Below are 19,840 nucleotides of genomic sequence, written 5' to 3' on the forward strand. Positions count from 1 at the left end.
GTAGTTTTCCCGCCTCAGTTGGCCCTGCGCAGCGCCGCATGCTGCGGGTTGAAGCTGGCCACCGCCGCCACCGCGAAGACCAGCGTCAGGCCCAGGCACACGCCCAGGGCCAGCGGGTTGAGCCGCTCGTACAGGGCGAAGCGCACCAGCTCCACCGCGTGGCTGAAGGGGTTGGCCGCACACAGCCAGTACAGCCACTCGCTGGCCTCGCGCATCTTCCACAGGGGGTAGAGCGCCGAGGAGAGGAAGAACAGCGGGAAGATCACGAAATTCATCACCCCGGCGAAGTTCTCCAGCTGGCGGATGAAGTTCGACAGCAGCAGCCCCAGGGCGCTGAGCAGCAGCGCCGCCAGCAGCAGCGCGGGCAGGGCGGCGAGCAGGCCCCAGGCCGGCGGTTGCACGCCATAGAGCCAGGCGATGGCGAGAAAGGCATACACCTGCAGCAGCGACACCAGCGCCGTGGCCAGCAGCTTGGCGCCGAGCAGGAAGGGGCGCGGCAGCGGGCTGGTGAGCAGCACGCGCATGCTGCCCATCTCGCGGTCGTAGACCATCGACAGCGAGCCCTGCATGCCGTTGAACAGCAGGATCATGCAGGCCAGCCCCGGGACGATGTAGGTCTCGTAGGTGATGTAGGTGGCGTAGGGGTCGATGATGGCGATGCCCAGCGCCGTGCGGAAGCCGGCGGCGAACACCAGCAGCCACAGCAGCGGTCGCACCAGGGCGCTGAGAAAGCGCGAGCGCTGCAGCACGAAGCGCAGCCACTCGCGCCCGACGATGCCACGCAGGCACTGCCAATAAGCACTGGCGTTCATGCCCGCGCCCTCGGCCGGGTGAGCTCGCCGAAGGCACCGGCCAGGCCGCCGCCATGCGCCGCACTCAGCTCGCTGGCGGTGCCCGAGGCCACCAGGCGGCCCTGGTCGAGCACCAGCAGGGCGTCCTCGCCGCGTACTTCGTCCAGCAGGTGGGTGGTCCACAGCACGCTCAGGCCTTCGTCGTCGCACAGCTGGCGCACGTGGTGGTTGAGGGCCTGGCGGCTGGCCGGGTCGAGGCCGACGCTGGCTTCGTCGAGCAGCAGCAGGCGCGGGCGGTGGAGCAGGGCGCGGGCGATTTCCACGCGCCGGCGGTGGCCGCCGTTGAGGGCGCGCACGCTGTCGCGGCGGCGTTCGCCCAGGCCCTGGCGCGCCAGTTCCTGGTCGATGCGCGCGGCCGCCAGCTGGCGGGGCATGCCGTGCAGGGCGGCGTGGTAGCGCAGGTTCTGCTCCACCGAGAGGTCGAGGTCCAGGGTGCTCTGCTGGAACACCACGCCGAGCTGGCGCAGGGCCAGGCGCGGCTGCCGGCGCAGGGAATGGCCGGCGACGCGGATGTCGCCGCGCTGCAGGTCGTAGAGGCGGCTGAGCAGCGCCACCAGGGTGGACTTGCCGGCGCCGTTGGGCCCCAGCAGCGCGGTGAAGCGGCCCGGCTCCAGGGCGAAGCTCACGCCGTCCAGCGCGCGCCGTGGGCCGTAGTCGAAGCCGACGCCCTCCACCGCCAGTGCGTTCATGGCGCCACCACCACGCCCCAGGGGTAGCGGCCGACCTTGATCGACTTGGTCACCTTGAGGCTGTCGACGTCGATCACCGAAACGTCGCCGCTGATGCCGTTGGTGGCCAGCAGGGTCTTCTCGTCGGGGCTGAAGGCCAGGTGCCAGACGCGCCGGCCCACCAGCAGGTAGTCGAGCACTTCCAGGGTTTTCGCATCCACCACCGCCACATGGTTGGCCGGGCCCAGGGCGACGAAGGCGTAGCGGCCGTTGCGGGTCAGCTTGACCCCCACTGGCTGCACCTTGTCCGGGTGCACGCCCTTGATCTGAAACTTCAGGGTCTTCTGGATGCTGCGCGTGGCCACGTCGACCACGGTGACGGTGCCGCCGATCTCGGCCGAAGCCCACAGGCGCTTGCCGTCGTGGTCGAACTCCACATGGCGCGGGCGCTGGTCCACCAGGGTGTTGTCCACCAGCGTCTGGGTCGAGGTGTCGATCCAGTGCAGCATGTTGGTGGTCTCGCTGGTGTTGATCGCCCACTTGCCGTCCGGGCTCACCGCCATGCCCTCGGGCTCCACGCCGACGTCGATCTGCGCCAGCACCTGGCTGCTCTGGGTGTCGACCACCGTGACCAGCGCATCGTCCTCGTTGGAGATGTACAGCCAGCGGTCGTTGGGGTGCAGGGCGAACTGCTCGGGGTCGGCGCCGGAGGGCAGCTCCTTGATGATCTGCCGCGTGGCCAGGTCCATCACCTGCACGGTGTCCGAATCGCTGGCGCAGATGTACAGCAGCCGGTTGTCGCTGGACAGCGCCAGGCCGCGCGGGCGCTTGCCCACCGGCAGGCTGGCGGTGACCGTCAGGCTGTCCATGTCGATCACGCTGACGGCGTTGTCCTTCTCGTTGGAGACGTAGGCGGTGGCGGCGAAGGTGGCGCCGCTGGCCAGCAGCAGCGCGGCGCCGAACAGGGTAAGGGGGAGGCGGGGCATGGCGGGGTCCTTGTTCGTGTCGTTCATGGCGTGGCCTTCAGGGCGGCTTCGGCCAGGCGGCAGCGGCTCTCCGGGGCGTCGTGGCCGAGGGTGTCGAGTTCGCTGAAGGGGTGGAGGAAGCCCTCCTGGGGCGAGGTGCTGATCAGTGCGCGTGGCTGGATCAGCTCGATGGGCTGGCGCAACTGGCCGTCCCAGGGGCGGTAGCTCAGCTTGCGGCCCTTGAAGCCGTCCAGCGGCAGGTCCGGCGACAGCTCCAGGGTGCGGATCGCGGCGGCGTCGCTGGCGCCCAGGCGGGTCACCGCGCTGGCGATGCTGCGCACGGCCACCCAGGCGGCGAAGTCGCGGTCGTTCATCCAGCGCCCGGTGAGGTCCTCGAAGCGCTTCTGCAATTGCGCCGCGCCGTAGGTTTCCACCGTCTTGTGCCAGCCCGTGGGCACCAGGCCCTGGGTGCCGGCCACCGGGCGAGGCAGCCAGGTGTTGTAGGGCAGGTACTCGCCGAAGTCGCCTTGCTCGTCGGCCACCAGTACGCCGTCATAGTCGTCGGCCTGGGTGAACAGCGGCATGTCGGCCTGGGCGCTGCGGCGCTGCTCGTTGTCGAAGGTCCAGGGCTTCTCGCCGATGATCGTGATGCCGAAGCGCCCGGCAGCGCGACGTAGGGCGGCGGCGTAGGCCTGGTCCTCGGGGCGCGGGCCGACCACCAGCAGCCAGCGCTTCCACTGGCGCAGGGCGAGGAACTGCACCAGGGCGTCGGCGAGCATGGCGCGGCTGGGCAGGCTGTGCAGCACGTTGGGCAGGCAGGCGTCGGTGCGCAGCGCATCGTCGGCGGCGCCGGCGTTGAACAGCAGGCTGTCCGGCAGCGCCGCCGACAGCTGGCGCAGCAGCGGCGCCGGGGCGTTGACCACGAACAGGCGCAAGCCCTGGTCATGCTGTTGGCGTGCCGCGTCCAGCAGTTCGGCTTCGCTCTCGGCATTGGCCGCCAGCAACTGGTAGCGCTGCTTGAGGAAGCGCCCGGTGCTGTTGTTGTCGGTGGTCGCCAGCTCCGCGCCGCGCAAGCCGGCGTCGCGGGGCTCGGGGATGACGTTGGAGAGCAGTGGCCCCGGGTCGGGGCTGTAGCCGAGGTAGCCGATGCGCACCTCCAGCGGCTGGCGCGCCTGGGCGGCGACGGCGTGGTTGGCCAGCAGCGCGGCGGCGGCCAGGGCCAGCAGGTAGGTCAGGGCATAGGGCGCAAGGTGGCGCATGGCGGGGGCTCCCGTTCTTGTAGCGCCAGCCTAGGGCCGCCCCGGGCCTGGGGAAATATGCAGAAAGTAGCGCCGGGGCAGTACCAAGGTAGTAGCCCGTGGGCGTGTCCCAGGCCCTAGCATGGAGGCACAAGAACGAGACCGGGAGGCCCGGCCATGCGTGTGCTCAAGACTCTGCTGCTGCCCGTGCTGCTGATCCTCAGCCTGATCGGCGTGGACGGCTTCCGTGCGCCCCTGCCGGTGCAACCCCTGTCGCCGCCCGCCGTGCTGTTCCCGGGCACCGGGCGATGAGCACCCTCGGCCGCATCAACCTGCTGGTGGTGCTGTTCTTCGCCGCGGTGACCCTGGTCTGCACCTTGGTGCTGCTGCGCCAGGCCAGCCAGGACGTGCAACGCGAGATGGTCGCCGCGCGCGCGGTGGTCGAGTACCTGCACGAGGCCGCCCGGCGCGACCCCAAGGCCCTGGAGTCGGCCCTGGCGCGGGGCCTGCGCCATGTGCGCATCCACTGGCAGGGCGAGGCGCTTCCGCCGCCGAGCGGCCTGGACGCCTGGCTCGGCGAACGGCTGTTCCCGCCCGCCGAGCAATACGGCGAGCCGCTGCAACTGGAGGATGGTCGCCGCGTGCTGATCAGCGTCGACCCGGCGGACGAGATGGACGAGGTGGAGGACTCCCTCATCCAGCTGCTGGTGCTGTTCGGCCTGGCCCTGGGCCTCAGCCTGCTGGCCATCCGTGTCGCCGTACGTCGGGGCCTGCGGGTGCTCGACGAGCTGCGCGTCGGCTTCGACGAAATCGCCCGGGGCCGCCTGGCGGTGCGCCTCAACCAGCCTTCGCTGCGCGAGGCACGCCTGCTGGCCGGCCACTTCAACGAGATGGCCAGCACCCTGGAGCAGGTGCGCAATGACAACGCCGAGCTGACCCGCGCCCTGCTGGCGCTGCAGGAGCACGAGCGCAAGCACCTGGCCCTGGCCCTGCACGACGACATCGGCCAGTACCTCGCCGGCATCCGCGCGCAGTTGCTGCTGCTGCGCTCCATGACCGGCCAGGCACCGGGCGCCGGCGCCACCCTGCGCAGCCTGGAGGACAACTGCCAGCGCATGCAGGACAGCTTCCGCGCCCTGGTGCGTGACCTTTACCCCGTGGTGCTGGAGCGCCTGCAACTGGGCGAGGCCATCGAATTGCTCACCGAGCAGTGGCGCAGCGCCCAGGGCGTCGACTGCATCTTGCACCTGGGCGAGGACCTGCCGGTGCTGCCCGCCGCCGACCAGGCCCATCTCTACCGCCTGCTGCAGGAAGCCCTGACCAACATCGCCCGCCACGCCGATGCCAGCGCCGTGAGCGTGCGCCTGGAGCGCCGCGGCCGGCGCCTGCGCCTGCTGGTGGGCGACAACGGCCGTGGCGCGCTGCAGCCGCCCCGCCCGGGCATCGGCCTGCGTTCCATGCTGGAGCGGGCGCGCTGCCTGGGCGGCGACCTGCGCTTGCGCACCCGTGCCGGCGGCGGCTGGCTGGTGCGCTTGAGCATTCCTCTGAGCGAAGCCTGAACAACCTGGAGAACCTGCGATGAAGATCCTGCTGGTGGACGACCATTCCGTGGTGCGCCAGGGCTACGCCAGCCTGCTGCGCGGCCTGCTGCCCGAGGTGGAGGTGAGCGAGGCGGCCAGCGGCGAGCAGGCCCTGCACCTGGTGCAGGAGAGCATTCCCAACCTGGTGGTGATGGACCTCTCGCTGCCGGGCATCAGCGGCCTGGAAACCACCCGCCGGCTGCGCCAGCGCCTGCCGCAGTTGCGCGTGCTGTTCTTCAGCATGCACGACGAGCTGCCCCTGGTGCGCCAGGCCCTGGATGCCGGTGCCGCCGGCTACATCACCAAGAACTCCGCGCCGGAGGTGCTGGTGGAAGCGGTGCGGCGCATCCTCGCCGGGCACGCCTACATCGAGCAGCCCCTGGCCACCCAGCTGGCCTGCCACCCGGCGCACCAGGCCGGCGACCCGCGCCTCACCGGCATGACCCAGCGCGAGCTGGAGGTCTTCACCATGCTCGCCCGTGGCATGCCCACCCGCAGTATCGCCGAGCACCTGTGCATCAGCGGCAAGACCGTGTCCAACTACCTGACGATGCTGAAGAACAAGCTGCAGGTCAGCTCCCAGGCGGAGCTGGTGCACCTGGCCATCGATACCGGGGTGTTGCGGCTGGGTTGAGCGGCGGCCGACACACCACCGCTCAACCGGTAGGAGCGAGCTCTGCTCGCGAAGCGCTCCGTAGGCCCACCGATCTTATGCACGCGCGACCACGCGCTGCCTATAGGGGCGACTTCAGTCGCCAAGCGGCGCGCAGCGCCGCCAGTGTGGGAGCGAATTCATTCGCGATCGAGCTCACCCCGGACACCGCGGTTGCAACCACTCCCACAGCCCCCGTCAGGCCACTCCGCCTCAGGTCTTCAACTGGCTGGCGAACTGCCCGACGGCGTTGACCACGCGCTGGGCGCCGTCCTGGATCTCGACGATCACCGAGCCGGCCTCGTTGGCCAGGTTCAGCCCCTGCTCGGCGTGGTGGCGGCTGCTGGACATGCTGTCCACCGCCGCCTGGGCCAGGCTCTGGTTCTGCTGCACCACCTCGACGATTTCCTCCGCCGCCTGGCTGGTGCGCCCGGCCAGTTGGCGCACCTCGTCGGCGACCACAGCGAAGCCACGGCCCTGTTCACCGGCGCGGGCGGCCTCGATGGCGGCGTTGAGCGCCAACAGGTTGGTCTGCGAGGCGATGCCGCTGATGGTCTTGATGATCGAGCTGATCAGCTGCGACTGCTTGTCCAGCGCCTCGATGCCCTCGGCGGCTTCCTGCACCTGGTTGGTGATCAGGCGCATCACGTCCACCGTCTGGCTGACCACGCTGGCGCCTTTCTGCGCCGTGGCGTCGGTCTGCTGGGAGGTGCTGTAGGCAATGTTCGCCGCTTCGGCCACGGCCTGTTCCTGGTTCACCTGGTCGGTGATCACCGTGGCGAACTTCACCACCTTGTAGAGGCGGTCATGGGCGTCGTGCACCGGGTTGTAGGAGGCTTCCAGCCAGACATCGCGGCCGTGGGCGTCGACGCGCTTGAAGCGCCCGGCAACGAACTCGCCCCGGTTGAGCTTGGCCCAGAAGTCGCGGTAGCCGGCGGAGTTGTATTCCTGCGGGTCGCAGAAGGTGCTGTGGTGCTTGCCCTTGATCTGCTCCAGGCGGTAGCCCATGGCGTCGAGGAAGCGCTGGTTGGCGTTGAGCACCTCGCCCTTGAGGTTGAACTCGATCACCGCCGTGGAGCGCAGCAGGGCGTTGATCAGGCCCTCGTGCTCCTTGGAGGTCTCGATGGTGCGGGTCAGGTCGTTGGCACACAGGGTGAAGCTCTGGATCTGCCCGTGGCTGTTGCAGATCGGCTGCCAGATGCAGCGCAGCCAGGCCTCCTGGCCGTCACCACGGTGAATGCGGTAGGCGCCGCTGAAGTGTTCGCCGTTGGCCAGGCCCTGGCGCATCTTCTGGTAGTTGGGCTCGCGGCGGAAGGATTCGGGCACCAGCTCTTCCAGGCTGCGACCGATGACGGCTTCGCGGCGGTAGAGCATCTCGTTGAGGAAGTTGTCGTTGGCGGAGACGATGCGACCCTGTGGATCGATCTCCAGCACCAGCATTTCCTGGTAGATGGATTCCTTGATCTGCTGGGTGCGGGCGCATTCCTCCCGCAGTTGCTCCAGTTCCTTTTTCAAGCGTGCGTTGAACATGGTCGGGACCCGTTGGCCAAAGGTGTGAGACTGCCTGGTCAGCTCATCGGCCCTGTCAGCACTTTCTAAAGAGCAGCGAGGGAAAATTCGGCGGGGCGCGACGTCTAGGAAGTGTAGACGCGCGCCGCCCGAGCATTATTTTTCCCAATCCACGGGGCATTCCCGGCAGCCTTCCATGTTCACCCCCTGGAACGACGCGTAGTGGCGGCGAGCGCCGCTGAGGTCGGCGTTCTCCAGGTTGGCGTCGCCCAGCTTGGCTTCCTGCAGGTTGGCGTCGTTGAGGTGGGCGCCCTTGAGGTCGGCGCGGCTGAGCCAGGTCATCTCCAGGTCGGCGGCGCTGAGGTTGGCGTCGTGCAGCTTGGCGCCGGAGAGGCGGGCGAACTCCAGGTAGGCGGCGGTCAGGTCGGCGCCCTTGAACTGCGCGCCCTGGCCGAACAGGCCCCAGCCCTGCACCGCCACCAGGCGGGCGCCGCTGAGGTTGGCCACGCGCAGGTTGCTCTGCTGCAGGCTGGCGCGGGTCAGGTTGGTGCCCACCAGCTGGGCTTTCTCCAGGTTGGCCAGGTCGAGGTTGGCATGGCGCAGGTCGGCGCCGGAGAGGTCGGCGCCGGCCAGGTTGATCTTGTGCAGGTCGAGGTTGCGCAGGTCGGCATTGCGCAGGTCGGCGCCCGGGCATTGGCTTTCCGGCTCCAGGCGGCAGCCGCCGATCACCCGGACGGCGTCCTCGGTGGCGGCCTCGGCTTGCGGGGCGGGGGCCTGGGCCCAGGCGAGCCCGACGACCAGCATCAGCAGTGGAAGGAACATGGGCAGGTAGTTCATGACGGCTCCTGGTGCTTGGCAGGGGAGTCGGCGCGCCCGCAGGCGCGCCGGGGAGGGTCAGCGGCTGGCGGTCTTGTTGTCCCAGCTCGGCAGCTTGAACACCCAGAACGAGCCGCCCTGGGCCACCGGCTTGGTCAGCTCGGCCATGTCGCCGCCCCACAGCGGAACGGCGCCGCCATAGCCGACGGTCACGCCGATGTACTGCTCGCCGTCCTGCTCCCAGGTGATGGGCGGCGAGACGATGCCGCTGCCGGTCTGGAACTTCCACAGCTCCTTGCCGGTTTTCGCGTCGAAGGCCTTGAAGAAGCCGTCGCCGGTGCCGGTGAACACCAGGTTGCCCTTGGTGGCGAGCACGCCGGCCCAGAGCGGCAGGTGCTCGTTGTGTTCCCACACCACCTTGCCGGTGGTCGGGTCCATGGCGCGCAGGCTGCCGACGTGGTCGTCGTACATGCGCTTGATGCGGAAGCCCATGCCCAGGTAGGCGGAGCCTTTCTTGTAGTTGACCTCCTCGGTCCAGTAGTCCTCTTTCCAGTTGTTGGCCGGCACGTAGAACAGGCCGGTGTCCTGGCTGTAGGCCATGGGGTTCCAGTTCTTGCCGCCGAGGAAGGGCGGCGAGACCTCCACCGCCTTGCCGTGCTTCTGGCCCGGCTCGGGCAGGGGCGGGCGCTGGCCTTCGTTCTCCACCGGGCGGCCGGTCTTCAGGTCGATGTGGCTGGCCCAGGTGATGTTGTCGACGAAGGGGAAGGCGTTCTGCAGCTTGCCGTTGTTGCGGTCCACCACATAGAAGAAGCCGTTGCGGTCGGCGTGGGCGGTGGCTTTCACCACCTTGCCGTCCTTGCCCTTGTAGTCGAACAGCACCAGCTCGTTGTTGCCGGAGAAGTCCCAGGCGTCGTTCGGGGTGTGCTGGTAGAACCACTTCACCTCGCCGGTGCTCGGGTCCACGCCCACCTGGCCGGAGGTGTAGAGGCTGTCGTAGTCGTGGGGGTTGCCGCCCTTGGCGGTGCGCGCCCAGGTGTTCCAGGGGCCGGGGTTGCCGGCGCCGACGATGATGGTGTTGGTTTCGGCATCGAAGCTGGCGCTCTGCCAGGGGGCGCCGCCACCGTGGCTCCAGGCTTCCACCTTGCCGGTGGGGGAGTTCTTGTCGTCCGGCCAGGAGGGCGCCTTCACATCGCCCGTGGGGGTGCTGTCCTTGCCGTTGAGGCGGCCCATGTGGCCCTCGACGAAGGGGCGCATCCAGACTTCTTCGCCGGTGTCCGGGTCGCGGGCGTAGAGCTGGCCGACCACGCCGAATTCGTCACCGGAGCTGCCGTGGATCAGCAGCGTCTTGCCGGTCTTCTGGTCCTTGATCAGGGTCGGGGCGCCGGTCATGGTGTAGCCGGCGGTGTGATCGCCGAACTTCTTGTTCCACACCACCTTGCCGGTGTCCTTGTTCAGCGCCACCAGGCGGCCGTCCAGGGTGCCGAAGAAGATCTTGTCGCCGTAGATGGCGGCGCCGCGGTTGACCACGTCGCAGCAGGGGCGGATGTCGTCGGGCAGGCGGTGGTTATAGACCCACAGGCGCTTGCCGGTCTTGGCGTCGAGGGCGAACACGCGGGAATAGGAGGCGGTGACGTAGATCACCCCGTCGCGCACGATCGCCTGGGATTCCTGGCCACGCTGCTTCTCGTCGCCGAAGGAGTAGGACCAGGCCGGCACCAGCTTGAACACGTTCTGGTCGTTGACCTGGGCCAGGGGGCTCCAGCGCTGGGCATTGGTGCCCATGCCGTACTGCAGCACGTCCTTGACCGAGACATGGTCGTTGGCGATGTCTTCCCAGGTCACGTTGGCGGCGAATACGCCGGCGCTGGCGGCGAGGCCACCGGCGAGCAGAAGGCCCTTGATGGCAAGGCTGAGCGGGCTGGCAGGTTGGGGGTGCGATCTTGTTGTCATGTGTGCGGTTCCCGTGGTCGTTGTGGACCAGTGCGCCACCTGGCGTCCTGGCGCTTCGAATACTGGAAGCGCCACCGCCTGCGGGATACGGAAAAACTCCCGCGCTTGCCGGGAAAACTTCCCAGTGCGGGCATGACTTGGAAGCGCTGCCAAAGCGCCTCGATACACCTCCGCCCGGCCTGCTACCAAGGGAGTAGGGCGCGACCACCAAAGCAGCATTCGGCCGTTGTCGACGGCTCCTTACCATCCTCGTCACCACGCTCCTGCCGAGCGTTCGCCTTGCCCAGCATCTCGAAGAGGATGGAAGTCATGAATAACAAGAACGCCCTGCGTGGCCTGATGTTCCTTGCCGGTCTGAGCCTGACCGGTCTTGCCCTGGCCCATGGCGATGTCGTGCCGCAGGCCGTCAACACCGATGGCCTGGAGCCCTTGGGCAAGGAATGGCGCGACACCAACCCCTACCGCGCGCCCTATGAAAAGAACGCCCTGGCGGTGGAGATCGGTGCCTCGGCCTACAACCAGAACTGCGCCCGCTGCCACGGCCTGGAAGCCAAGTCCGGCGGTATCGCTCCCGACCTGCGCCTGCTGGAAATCAGCGCCGACGGCGACGAGTGGTTCAAGGAGCGGGTGATCAACGGCGCGGTGCGCGACGGCGCGGTGTACATGCCGAAGATGGCCGACTTCCTCAGCCAGGAAGCGCTCTGGGCCATCCGCTCCTACCTGGAAAGCGTCCACGTCGAAGAGTGATCGCCATGCGCCTGCTCGCCCTGCTGTGCTGGTTGCTGTGCCTGCCGCTGGCGCAGGCGCAGGTCCGCCCCTATGACGACATCCTCGCCTCGGGGATGCTCAAGGTCGCGGTCTACGAGAACTTCCCGCCCTACAGCTTCCAGCAGGACGGCCAGGCCCGCGGCGTCGACGTCGACCTGGCCAATGCCCTGGCCGCAGCGCTGGGGCTGAAGGCCGAGCTGATCTGGGTGACCCCCGGCGAGAAGCTCGACGACGACCTGCGCAACTACATCTGGAAGGGCCACTACCTGCGCCCCAAATTGCTCGCGGACCTGATGCTGCGCGTGCCCTACGACCGCGACTACACGGCGCGGCGCAACGACGTGGGCGAGCTGGTCAACGAGCAGGTGGTGATCTTCGCCCCCTACCAGCGCGAGCGCTGGCACCTGGTGCACGACACCCGGCGCCTGCCGGTGGTGGACAGCATCGGCGTGTTCCGCCTGCACCCCATCGGCGTCGAGCTGGAGAGCGTGCCGTCCTTCTACCTGACCTCGGTGTTCAACGGCCAGCTCAGCGCCAACACCCGCCACTACCCGAGCCCGGCCGCCGCCTTCGCCGCCATGCAAGGCGCCGAGGTGGATGCGGTGATGGCCCTGCGCGGCGAGCTGCAGTGGCTGCTGCACCAGGCCGCCGACCCGGCGCTGAAGTCCTCCGACAACACCTACCCCAACCTCGGCCAGCCCCTGTGGGACATCGGCATGGCGGTGCACGAGTCCAACCGCCAGCTTTCCAACGCGCTGGACATGGAGGTGGAGGCGATGGTCCGCGATGGCCGGCTGGCCGCCCTCTACGCCCGCTACGGGCTGACCTACGAGCTGCCCGGCCTCTACCAGGACGTGCAATGAGGCGGGCCCCGGCCTGCCAGGGAGAACCGCCATGCGCCACCTGAACACGCTGCTGCTGGGGCTGTGCCTGGGGGCCCAGGCGCTCGCCGCGCCCGACCCGGGCAAGGACCCGATGCCCTCGGTGATGTGGGCATTCCACCACCAGCGCATCCTCGACGGCGCGCCCTACGTCTTCGACGACCGCGTGCAGCTGCTGGCGCCGCCCTTCGCCGAGGACGCCCGCCAGGTGCCGATCCAGGTGGACGCCCGGGCGCTGCCGGGCAAGGTGACACGGCTCATGGCCTGGGCCGAGCTCAACCCCATTCCCCGGGTGTTCGACTTCCGCCCCGGCGATGCCGTACTGCCGGTGGTGGCGATCCGCATCCGTATCGAACAGGCCACGCCGATCCGCGCGGCGGCGCTGACCGAGGACGGGGTGTGGCACATCGGCTCGGCCTGGATCGACGCCGCCGGCGGCGGCTGCACCGCGCCCAGCGTGGTGCGCGCGCAACCGGGCTGGGAGGACCGCCTGGGGCAGATCCACGCCGCACGCTTCCCCCTGGGGGGCGACGAACGCCTGCGCCTGCGCGTCGACCACCCGATGGACAACGGCCTGGTGGGCGGCATCCCCGAGTTCTTCCTCAACCAGGCCGAACTGCGCGACGCCGCCGGCAAGCCCCTGGCGACCCTGGAGCTGTTCCCGGCCGTGGCCGAGAACCCCACCATCAGCCTGGACGTGAAAGGCCACGCAGGCGCGCGCCTGTGGCTGCGCGACAACAACGGCAACGAATTCGAAGGGGGGCTCTAGTCATGCGCCTGCTTGTGCTGGTGTTCCTCGTCGTGCTGCCGCTGCTGTCCCGCGCCGAGCTGGACTACACCCTGCAACCCCGGCAGATCGCCGAAGGCACCTGGCTGCTGGAAGGCAGCACCGACAACTTCGCGGCGGGCAATGGCGGCAACGTGGTCAACACCGCCTTCATCGTCACCGATGACGGCGTGGTGGTGATCGACAGCGGCCCCTCCAAACGCTACGGCGAGGCCCTGCGCCGGGCCATCACCACGATCACTTCGCAACCGGTGAAGCGGCTGCTGATCACCCACCACCACCCGGACCACGCGCTGGGCAACCAGGCCTTCGCCGACGCGCCCATTGCCGCCTTGCCCGGCACCACCGAACTGCTGCGCCAGCAGGGCGACGCCATGGCCGAGAACATGTACCGCCTGGTGGGCGACTGGATGCGCGGCACCGAGGTGCTGCTGCCCACCGAGGCGGTCACCCCCGGCACCTTCAGCATCGGTGGCCACCCGCTGCGCCTACTGGCCCTGCGCGGCCACACCGGGGCGGACCTGGCGATCCTCGACGAGCGCACTGGCGTGCTCTTCGGCGGCGATTTGCTGTTCTACCAGCGCGCCCTCACCACCCCGAACAGCCCGGGGCTGGACGCCTGGCTCGCCGACCTCGACCAGCTCCAGGCGCTGCCCTGGAAACTGCTGGTGCCCGGCCACGGCCCGGTGGCCCGCGATGACGCGATCTTCACCCAGATGCGCAACTACCTCGGCTGGCTCGACGGCCTGTTGCGTGACGGCGCCAAACGTGGCGCGGAAATGAACGAACTGATCCGCGCGCCCATCCCCGATCGCTTCGCCGGCATCAGCCTGACCCGCTACGAGCTGGTGCGCAGCGTCAGCCACCTCTACCCGCGCTACGAGCGCGAGCGCCTGCCCCGGGCGGAGTGACTCATTCGCCGGAAACCATTTCGCGAATGAATTCGCCCACAAAAGCGGGGCTCAAATGCGGACTCGACCGCTGCGGTGGAGGACGCTCTTTACCTCCACCGGGCGGGGTCGGGTGGGGCACGTCGTTGTGCCTGATCGTTCGGTGCCTGGGCCCGGGGGCTGGGACTGGGTGCGGGACTGGGAGCGGGAGCGGTGGGCTGAAGCCCACCCTACGCCCACCCCGCCCGCCCACACCCGCCAGCCCGCCGACCCACGCCCAAGCCCGCCCACGCCGATCCTGCGCCCCTGGAACCGGGCGGGCCGGTATTGCTACCAAGGAACTACGAATCTCCGCACTGAGGTGAATTGGCGGGGAGGGCGGGCGCACCAAGAATTCGCGGCAGACCGGGAAATTTTCCCGGATGACAACAACAAGCCCGCAGAGGTAGCCGCAATGAACCCCACCGGTTTCACCCAGCCTTTCGTCCGCACGGCGCTGTTCGCCGCCATGACCCTTGCCAGCCTGTCGGCCTGGGCGGGCGTCACCGATCAGGACATCAGCGATGCCGGCAAGCGCAACGACCAGATCGTGGTCAACGGCCTCAACCAGCAGGGCCAGCGCTACAGCACGCTGGACACGCTGAACACCGACAATGTCAAGGAACTGCGCCCGGTCTGGGCGCTGTCCTTCGGCGGCGAGAAGCAGCGCGGCCAGCAGGCGCAGCCGCTGATCAAGGACGGCGTGATGTACGTCACCGCTTCCTACTCGCGGGTGTTCGCCGCCGACGCGCGCACCGGCAAGAAGCTCTGGCAGTACGACGCGCGCCTGCCCGACGGCATCATGCCCTGCTGCGACGTGATCAACCGGGGCGTGGCCCTGTACGGCGACCTGGTGATCTTCGGCACCCTCGACGCCAAGCTGGTGGCGCTGAACAAGGACACCGGCAAGGTGGTGTGGAAGAAGACCGTGGCCGACTACAAGGCCGGCTACTCCATCTCCGCCGCGCCGCTGATCGCCAAGGGCAAGCTGATCACCGGCGTCGCCGGCGGCGAGTTCGGCGTGGTCGGCAAGATCGAGGCCTATGACCCCACCACCGGCAACCTGCTGTGGAGTCGCCCCACCGTGGAAGGCCACATGGGCTATGTCTTCAAGGACGGCAAGGCGATCGAGAACGGCATCTCCGGCGGCGAAGCGGGCAAGACCTGGCCGGGCGACCTGTGGAAGACCGGCGGCGCCGCGCCCTGGCTGGGCGGCTACTACGACCCGAGCACCGACTCGCTGTTCATCGGCACCGGCAACCCCTCGCCGTGGAACTCCCACCTGCGCCCCGGCGACAACCTGTTCTCCTCCTCGCGCCTGGCGCTGAACCCGGAGGACGGCTCGATCAAGTGGCACTTCCAGACCACCCCGCACGACGGCTGGGACTACGACGGCGTCAACGAGCTGGTGTCCTTCGACTACCAGGACGGCGGCAAGACCATCAAGGCCGCCGGCACCGCCGATCGCAACGGCTTCTTCTATGTGCTCGACCGCACCAACGGCAAATTCATCCGCGGCTTCCCCTTCGTCGACAAGGTCACCTGGGCCAAGGGCCTGGACAAGAACGGCCGGCCCATCTACGACGACGCCCACCGCCCCGGTGCCCCAGGGGATGCGAAGAAGGGCACCTCGGTGTTCGTCGCGCCGTCCTTCCTCGGTGGCAAGAACTGGATGCCCATGGCCTACAGCCAGGACACCGGCCTGTTCTACGTTCCCTCCAACGAGTGGGGCATGGACATGTGGAACGAGGGCGTGACCTACAAGAAGGGCGCGGCCTACCTGGGCGCGGGCTTCACCATCAAGCCGCTGAACGAGGGCTACATCGGCGTGCTGCGCGCCATCGACCCGAAGACCGGCAAGCAAGTCTGGCGCTATGAAAACTACGCGCCGCTCTGGGGCGGCGTGCTGGCCACCAAGGGCAACCTGGTGTTCACCGGCAACCCGGAAGGCTTCCTCATGGCCTTCGACGCCAGGACCGGCAAGAAACTCTACGAGTTCAACACCGGCTCCGGCGTGATCGCCTCCCCGGTCACCTGGGAAATGGACGGCGAGCAGTACGTCACCGTGGTCTCCGGCTGGGGCGGCGCCGTGCCGCTGTGGGGTGGCGAGGTGGCCAAGCGCATCAAGGACCTGGACCAGGGCGGGATGATCTGGACCTTCAAGCTGCCCAAGGACCTGGTGGCCAAGCACTGATGGGAAGGGCGCGGCGGCTTTGGCCGCCGCGCCCCGATGCGGTTATGTCCATCAGCGGCACAACGCTCTCTGTAGGGGCGACTTCAGTCGCCAAGCGTCGCCGCTCCCGTGGGCGAATTCATTCGCGATCGGGCGTCCAGGCGATCCCCGCGCGCCTCGCTCCATACACCTTCCGACCCACCGCCCATACAACTAAGGAATCATGGGCAGCCTGCCGGCGGGGGGATTTAATGCGGGCAACAATCAAAAGACACTGCCGGCTTCCATCCCTGCCGGGGAGGCGCGATCGGCCAGTGCTGCACGAGGTGCTCCGATGTCGCCGTCCCGCCTGCCCATTGCGCTCGCCTGCGTACACTCCCTGCTCGCCGCCGTCCTGCTGCTGGCCGTCCACCTGGGCGGGTTGCCCTGGCCCGTCGCGCTCGCGGGCCTGGTCGCCGCGTTCTGGCTGCCGTTGCTGGGGCGCCGCGCGCCCGTCGAGGCGCCACAGCAGGTGGGCACCGATATCGCCCGGCTGACCCGCGAGCTGTCCTTCACCACCAGCCACAACGCGCTGTCCGCTGCCGGCGTGGCCTATTCGGTGAAGCAGCTGGGCGAGCGCCTGGAGTCGCAGCTGGACGCCGCTGCGCGCATCGTCGCCAGTGCCGAGGTGATGATCGACACCGAAGAGACCACCACCCGCCTCAGCCACGAGGCCCAGGCTTCCGCCCGCGAGGCGCGGCAGAGCAGCGAGGCCGGTCGCGAAGTGCTGCGCAGCGCCATAACGCGCATGCACGCCCTCAATACCCGCGCCCGTGACAGCCGCGAGCTGATCGCCACCCTCAGCCAGCGCAGCGAGGAAATCCAGCGGGTGACCCTGGTGATCCAGTCGGTTGCCAGCCAGACCAACCTGCTGGCGCTCAACGCAGCCATCGAGGCAGCGCGGGCCGGGGAGCACGGGCGCGGTTTCGCCGTGGTCGCCGACGAGGTGCGTGGCCTGGCCGGGCGCACCGCCAGTGCTACTGAGGAAGTGGGGCAGATGGTCGCCGACATCCAGCGCCAGACCGCCGAGGTGGTGGCGCAGATCGAACACCTCTCCACCGAGCTGGACGAGGGCGTGGCCCAGGTGGAACTCACCGGCCAGCACCTGGAAAGCATCGCCGGCCTGGCGGTGGGCGTGGAGGCGCAGATCGGCGCCATCGCCAGCGGCGCCGACACCAACCGCGAGCAGCTCACCAGCCTGTTCGCCGCCGTCGACCAGGTGCGCAGCGACCTGGGCATCAGCGACCAGCAGACCCAGCGCCTGGCCCAGGCGGCGGTGCAGCTGGAGGGCCAGGCGGAAACCATCAGCGAGCGCCTCGCCGAGGTGGGCCTGGACGACTACCACCAGCGCGTCTACGACCTGGCGCGCGAAGGCGCCGAGCAGATCGCCCGGCGCTTCGAGGCGGATATCGAGCAGGGCAGGGTGGGGCTGGAGGACCTCTTCGACCGCCACTACCAGGCGGTGCCCAACACGGTGCCGGCCAAGTTCCGCACCCGCTTCGACGGCTACGCCGACCAGGTGCTGCCGGCCATCCAGGAGCCGCTGCTCAAGCGCCACGAGGGCCTGGTCTTCGCCATCGCCTGTACCGCCGAAGGCTACGTGCCCACCCATAACCAGGCCTTCGCCCATGCGCCCACCGGCGATCCGCAGGTGGACATGCTGCGCAGCCGCAGCAAGCGCAAGTTCGGCGACCGCACCGGCATCCGCTGCGGCAGCCACCAGAAGCCGCTGCTGCTGCAGACCTACACCCGCGACACCGGCGAGCTGATGCACGACCTCTCGGTGCCGATCTTCATCCGTGGCCGCCACTGGGGCGGCCTGCGCCTGGGCTACCGACCGGAGCAGGGCTGAGCCTTGATGCAGGGCGGGTGAAACCTGCGCTGGCCCGTGCGCGGGGGTATCGGGTTGCACCCGACCTACGCGTCCCGTTCTCCGTGAACCCGCCGCAAGGCCGATGGCAGAGGCCTCGGCCCCCTCCGCGGCTCTACTACCAAATGAGTAAGGCATCGCTTCCATGGGGGCATTCCGGGGGCTCCGGGGCGCTGACTAAGATCGGCCCATCACCTGGCCACCCCAGCGCCAGGCTCCGACAAGAGAGGCCATCGTCATGATCTATGCGCAACCGGGCACCCCTGGCGCCGTCGTCACCTTCAAGCCGCGCTACGGCAACTTCATCAACGGCGAGTTCGTCGCGCCGCTGGCCGGGCAGTACTTCACCAACACCTCGCCTGTGAATGGCGAGGTGATCGCCGAATTCCCCCGCTCCGACGCCGCCGACATCGACCGCGCGCTGGACGCCGCCCACGCCGCCGCCGACGCCTGGGGCAAGACCTCGGTGCAGGACCGCGCGCTGATCCTGCTGAAGATCGCCGACCGTATCGAAGCCAACCTGGAAGTGCTCGCCGTCACCGAAACCTGGGACAACGGCAAGGCCGTGCGCGAGACGCTGAACGCCGACGTGCCCCTGGCCGCCGACCACTTCCGCTACTTCGCCGGCTGCATCCGCGCCCAGGAAGGCGGCGCCGCCGAGATCAACGAGAACACCGTTGCCTACCACATCCACGAACCCCTGGGCGTGGTCGGGCAGATCATCCCGTGGAACTTCCCGCTGCTGATGGCCGCCTGGAAGCTGGCCCCGGCCCTGGCCGCCGGCAACTGCGTGGTGCTCAAGCCCGCCGAACAAACCCCGCTGGGCATCAGCGTGCTGCTGGAGCTGATCGGCGACCTGCTGCCGCCCGGCGTGCTCAACGTGGTGCAAGGCTTCGGCAAGGAAGCGGGCGAAGCGCTGGCCACCAGCAAGCGCATCGCCAAGATCGCCTTCACCGGCTCCACCCCGGTGGGCGCGCACATCATGCATTGCGCGGCGGAGAACATCATTCCGTCCACCGTCGAGCTGGGTGGCAAGAGCCCGAACATCTTCTTCGAAGACATCATGCAGGCCGAGCCGGCCTTCATCGAGAAGGCCGCCGAAGGCCTGGTGCTGGCCTTCTTCAACCAGGGCGAGGTGTGCACCTGCCCGTCCCGCGCCCTGGTGCAGGAATCCATCTACCCGGCATTCATGGCCGAGGTGATGAAGAAGGTGAAGGCCATCAAGCGCGGCGACCCGCTGGACACTGACACCATGGTCGGCGCCCAGGCCTCCGAGCAGCAGTACGACAAGATCCTCAGCTACCTCGATATCGCCCAGCAGGAAGGTGCTGAAATCCTCACCGGCGGCGGCGTCGAGAAGCTCGAAGGCAACCTGTCCACCGGCTACTACATCCAGCCGACGCTGCTGAAGGGCAACAACAAGATGCGCGTGTTCCAGGAGGAGATCTTCGGCCCGGTGGTGGGCGTCACCACCTTCAAGGACGAAGCGGAAGCCCTGGCCATCGCCAACGACACCGAGTTCGGCCTGGGCGCCGGCCTCTGGACCCGCGACATCAACCGCGCCTACCGCATGGGCCGTGGCATCAAGGCTGGCCGCGTCTGGACCAACTGCTACCACCTGTACCCGGCCCACGCCGCGTTCGGTGGTTACAAGAAGTCCGGTGTCGGCCGCGAGACCCACAAGATGATGCTCGACCACTACCAGCAGACCAAGAACCTGCTGATCAGCTACGACATCAACCCCCTGGGCTTCTTCTGATCCCCGAGCCTGGACCGGCCCGCCGCCTGCGGGCCGAATCCCCTTGTCGACCACCAACCCCCGCGCAAGCTGCACACTCCGGCGGGCGGATGAGTGTCGAGCCACGGCCCTTCGGGGCCGTTTTTTTGCTCATCGGTTATCCACTTTGTGGGAATTCATTCGCGATGGCGCATCCGGCCACTCGAAGCCCCGTGCTGGCGGCGGGTCTTTCGCGGCTGAAGCCGCTCCCACAGGTCGGCATTTGCGGCTTGGCCGGGCATCGCTCCGTTGGGCCTCGCTGCGCTCGGCGCCAACCTACGGTTGCGTGCAGGCCGGCAATCACTATGTGGGGCTGGACGCCGCAATGGTGGATGGGTGAGGCGTCATCCACCCTAGGTTCCGGCCTACCGCCGAGGTTGGTTCGGG

General features: G+C 68.6%; 17 protein-coding genes. 10 read left to right on the forward strand and 7 right to left on the reverse strand.

Going from position 1 to position 19,840, the window contains the following annotated elements:
• Positions 1–14: 14 nt before the first annotated feature.
• Genes OEJ36_RS05620 through OEJ36_RS05635 form a run of 4 tightly spaced genes read right to left on the reverse strand, consistent with a single transcriptional unit; the run spans position 15 to position 3,743 of the window.
• Positions 15–812 carry an ABC transporter permease gene (locus tag OEJ36_RS05620; protein ID WP_263400692.1) on the reverse strand — a complete coding sequence of 266 codons (798 nt, stop codon included), beginning with the start codon at positions 810–812 and terminating at the stop codon, positions 15–17.
• Positions 809–1,540 carry an ABC transporter ATP-binding protein gene (locus OEJ36_RS05625; protein ID WP_263400693.1) on the reverse strand — a complete coding sequence of 244 codons (732 nt, stop codon included), beginning with the start codon at positions 1,538–1,540 and terminating at the stop codon, positions 809–811. The genes OEJ36_RS05620 and OEJ36_RS05625 overlap by 4 nt, the downstream gene beginning before the upstream one ends.
• On the reverse strand, positions 1,537–2,505 hold the full coding sequence (locus OEJ36_RS05630) for a YVTN family beta-propeller repeat protein (RefSeq protein WP_263400694.1): 969 nt from the start codon (positions 2,503–2,505) through the stop codon (positions 1,537–1,539). Before OEJ36_RS05630 ends, OEJ36_RS05625 begins: the two co-directional genes overlap by 4 nt.
• Before the next feature lie 23 nt (positions 2,506–2,528).
• The gene (locus OEJ36_RS05635) at positions 2,529–3,743 is read right to left on the reverse strand and encodes an ABC transporter substrate-binding protein (RefSeq protein WP_263400695.1); all 1,215 of its coding nucleotides are present in this window, start codon (positions 3,741–3,743) and stop codon (positions 2,529–2,531) included.
• A 156-nt stretch (positions 3,744–3,899) separates the two neighbouring features.
• Here OEJ36_RS05635 and OEJ36_RS05640 point away from each other — a divergent pair, with 156 nt between their 5' ends.
• The 3 genes from OEJ36_RS05640 to OEJ36_RS05650 are packed head-to-tail and all read left to right on the forward strand — an operon-like array spanning position 3,900 to position 5,936.
• Positions 3,900–4,034: a hypothetical protein gene (locus OEJ36_RS05640; RefSeq protein WP_263400696.1), complete on the forward strand. Its 135-nt coding sequence runs from the start codon at positions 3,900–3,902 to the stop codon at positions 4,032–4,034.
• Positions 4,031–5,281 (forward strand): HAMP domain-containing sensor histidine kinase, encoded by a 1,251-nt coding sequence (locus tag OEJ36_RS05645; protein ID WP_263400697.1) that lies wholly within the window; start codon positions 4,031–4,033, stop codon positions 5,279–5,281. Before OEJ36_RS05640 ends, OEJ36_RS05645 begins: the two co-directional genes overlap by 4 nt.
• Before the next feature lie 19 nt (positions 5,282–5,300).
• Positions 5,301–5,936, forward strand: a complete 636-nt coding sequence (locus OEJ36_RS05650) for a response regulator transcription factor (RefSeq protein ID WP_263400698.1) — start codon at positions 5,301–5,303, stop codon at positions 5,934–5,936.
• A gap of 231 nt (positions 5,937–6,167) precedes the next feature.
• Here the strand turns inward: OEJ36_RS05650 and OEJ36_RS05655 are convergent, their stop codons facing one another.
• From OEJ36_RS05655 to exaA, 3 genes are all read right to left on the reverse strand, one after another.
• On the reverse strand, positions 6,168–7,484 hold the full coding sequence (locus OEJ36_RS05655) for a PAS domain-containing methyl-accepting chemotaxis protein (protein ID WP_263400699.1): 1,317 nt from the start codon (positions 7,482–7,484) through the stop codon (positions 6,168–6,170).
• Between the two features lie 135 nt (positions 7,485–7,619).
• Positions 7,620–8,300 (reverse strand): pentapeptide repeat-containing protein, encoded by a 681-nt coding sequence (locus OEJ36_RS05660; RefSeq protein ID WP_263400700.1) that lies wholly within the window; start codon positions 8,298–8,300, stop codon positions 7,620–7,622.
• 57 nt (positions 8,301–8,357) lie between these two features.
• On the reverse strand, positions 8,358–10,229 hold the full coding sequence (gene exaA / locus OEJ36_RS05665; RefSeq protein ID WP_263400701.1) for a quinoprotein ethanol dehydrogenase: 1,872 nt from the start codon (positions 10,227–10,229) through the stop codon (positions 8,358–8,360).
• Between the two features lie 309 nt (positions 10,230–10,538).
• On the opposite strand from exaA, the gene pedF reads away from it, so the two are divergent.
• The 7 genes from pedF to OEJ36_RS05700 all read left to right on the forward strand — a co-directional run bounded on the left by pedF (position 10,539) and on the right by OEJ36_RS05700 (position 19,435).
• On the forward strand, positions 10,539–10,976 hold the full coding sequence (gene pedF, locus OEJ36_RS05670) for a cytochrome c-550 PedF (RefSeq protein ID WP_263400702.1): 438 nt from the start codon (positions 10,539–10,541) through the stop codon (positions 10,974–10,976).
• A gap of 5 nt (positions 10,977–10,981) precedes the next feature.
• Complete coding sequence (locus OEJ36_RS05675; RefSeq protein WP_263400703.1) at positions 10,982–11,860, forward strand: substrate-binding periplasmic protein; 879 nt, start codon at positions 10,982–10,984, stop codon at positions 11,858–11,860.
• 31 nt (positions 11,861–11,891) lie between these two features.
• Entirely contained in the window at positions 11,892–12,647 is a 756-nt protein-coding gene (locus OEJ36_RS05680; protein ID WP_263400704.1) for a quinoprotein dehydrogenase-associated SoxYZ-like carrier, read from the forward strand.
• Between the two features lie 2 nt (positions 12,648–12,649).
• Complete coding sequence (locus OEJ36_RS05685) at positions 12,650–13,576, forward strand: quinoprotein relay system zinc metallohydrolase 1 (RefSeq protein WP_263400705.1); 927 nt, start codon at positions 12,650–12,652, stop codon at positions 13,574–13,576.
• A gap of 433 nt (positions 13,577–14,009) precedes the next feature.
• Positions 14,010–15,788, forward strand: a complete 1,779-nt coding sequence (locus OEJ36_RS05690; RefSeq protein ID WP_263400706.1) for a methanol/ethanol family PQQ-dependent dehydrogenase — start codon at positions 14,010–14,012, stop codon at positions 15,786–15,788.
• 649 nt (positions 15,789–16,437) lie between these two features.
• Entirely contained in the window at positions 16,438–17,658 is a 1,221-nt protein-coding gene (locus tag OEJ36_RS05695; protein ID WP_411860973.1) for a methyl-accepting chemotaxis protein, read from the forward strand.
• A 256-nt stretch (positions 17,659–17,914) separates the two neighbouring features.
• Positions 17,915–19,435 (forward strand): aldehyde dehydrogenase family protein, encoded by a 1,521-nt coding sequence (locus OEJ36_RS05700; RefSeq protein ID WP_263400708.1) that lies wholly within the window; start codon positions 17,915–17,917, stop codon positions 19,433–19,435.
• Positions 19,436–19,840: the final 405 nt, after the last annotated feature.

Source organism: Pseudomonas sp. PDM13 (assembly GCF_025685765.1).
Lineage (GTDB): Bacteria > Pseudomonadota > Gammaproteobacteria > Pseudomonadales > Pseudomonadaceae > Metapseudomonas > Metapseudomonas solani.

Bases quoted from the DNA above. Each gene is read 5' to 3' on its own strand.
- OEJ36_RS05660 (WP_263400700.1), bottom strand. From the start codon at position 8,300: ATGAACTACCTGCCCATGTTCCTTCCACTGCTGATGCTGGTCGTCGGG.
- OEJ36_RS05680 (WP_263400704.1), top strand. From the start codon at position 11,892: ATGCGCCACCTGAACACGCTGCTGCTGGGGCTGTGCCTGGGGGCCCAG.
- OEJ36_RS05655 (WP_263400699.1), bottom strand. From the start codon at position 7,484: ATGTTCAACGCACGCTTGAAAAAGGAACTGGAGCAACTGCGGGAGGAA.
- OEJ36_RS05675 (WP_263400703.1), top strand. From the start codon at position 10,982: ATGCGCCTGCTCGCCCTGCTGTGCTGGTTGCTGTGCCTGCCGCTGGCG.
- OEJ36_RS05695 (WP_411860973.1), top strand. From the start codon at position 16,438: ATGATCGACACCGAAGAGACCACCACCCGCCTCAGCCACGAGGCCCAG.
- OEJ36_RS05650 (WP_263400698.1), top strand. From the start codon at position 5,301: ATGAAGATCCTGCTGGTGGACGACCATTCCGTGGTGCGCCAGGGCTAC.
- OEJ36_RS05635 (WP_263400695.1), bottom strand. From the start codon at position 3,743: ATGCGCCACCTTGCGCCCTATGCCCTGACCTACCTGCTGGCCCTGGCC.
- OEJ36_RS05625 (WP_263400693.1), bottom strand. From the start codon at position 1,540: ATGAACGCACTGGCGGTGGAGGGCGTCGGCTTCGACTACGGCCCACGG.
- OEJ36_RS05700 (WP_263400708.1), top strand. From the start codon at position 17,915: ATGATCTATGCGCAACCGGGCACCCCTGGCGCCGTCGTCACCTTCAAG.
- exaA (WP_263400701.1), bottom strand. From the start codon at position 10,229: ATGACAACAAGATCGCACCCCCAACCTGCCAGCCCGCTCAGCCTTGCC.
- pedF (WP_263400702.1), top strand. From the start codon at position 10,539: ATGAATAACAAGAACGCCCTGCGTGGCCTGATGTTCCTTGCCGGTCTG.
- OEJ36_RS05630 (WP_263400694.1), bottom strand. From the start codon at position 2,505: ATGCCCCGCCTCCCCCTTACCCTGTTCGGCGCCGCGCTGCTGCTGGCC.
- OEJ36_RS05640 (WP_263400696.1), top strand. From the start codon at position 3,900: ATGCGTGTGCTCAAGACTCTGCTGCTGCCCGTGCTGCTGATCCTCAGC.
- OEJ36_RS05685 (WP_263400705.1), top strand. From the start codon at position 12,650: ATGCGCCTGCTTGTGCTGGTGTTCCTCGTCGTGCTGCCGCTGCTGTCC.
- OEJ36_RS05620 (WP_263400692.1), bottom strand. From the start codon at position 812: ATGAACGCCAGTGCTTATTGGCAGTGCCTGCGTGGCATCGTCGGGCGC.
- OEJ36_RS05645 (WP_263400697.1), top strand. From the start codon at position 4,031: ATGAGCACCCTCGGCCGCATCAACCTGCTGGTGGTGCTGTTCTTCGCC.
- OEJ36_RS05690 (WP_263400706.1), top strand. From the start codon at position 14,010: ATGAACCCCACCGGTTTCACCCAGCCTTTCGTCCGCACGGCGCTGTTC.